At 51.4% G+C, this 638-nt stretch carries 1 protein-coding gene; it reads right to left on the reverse strand.

The window, feature by feature from the left end:
• Positions 1-11: 11 nt before the first annotated feature.
• Positions 12-638: IS6 family transposase (locus tag DJ74_RS17225; RefSeq protein WP_094528045.1), on the reverse strand; the 627-nt coding region annotated here is incomplete at its 5' end.

Here is a 638-nt window from a genome sequence, read left to right on the forward strand (position 1 = left end):
GTCGTGTTAACTTAAGCATGATTCCACCAGACGGCGTGGGCTTGCAACCACGTTTCCGCGGTCGGCGGATCGACGTGGCTGAAACAGTTTGAAAACGAAGAGGTTCGGCGTTGTACTTCTCTAAAGACACGTTCGACAGAATTTCTCAAACCGTGTTGTTCGACGCGGTAACTGTAGTTTTCGCGGCGGAGACCACCGATCAGATCGTCTGCGTCATCGACGAGAAACAGAGCATCTTCGATATCGTGTTTCTCAGCTAATTCAGTGAGAAATTCTCGTGCAATTGGAATCGTATACGTCGGAAACAGCCGCGAGTGAAGGATTCTGTTCGTTTGCGGATCGACAGCAGCGTACAGCCAGTACTGCTCGTCGTTGATCCGGATCGCTTTCTGATCGACCGCAACACGATCCGGGTTCTCACCATCAGCTGGCTGTAGATCGGCTTTCTGCACCCAATTGTGAACGGCAACACGACTTCGATTGACACCCAACTCCTCAAGAAGAATAACTGTATTCGAAAGTGATAGACCAGCAAGATGGTGGCGAATACCCTTTTCAATGATCTCGCGGGGTGTCCGCTCTCGCTCCACAAACTCCAAGTCGATCCACTCGGTAGACTCGGTGAGGCGGGCGGTTTT

Origin of the sequence: Halorubrum sp. Ea8 (genome assembly GCF_002252925.1) — an archaeon.
GTDB lineage: Archaea > Halobacteriota > Halobacteria > Halobacteriales > Haloferacaceae > Halorubrum.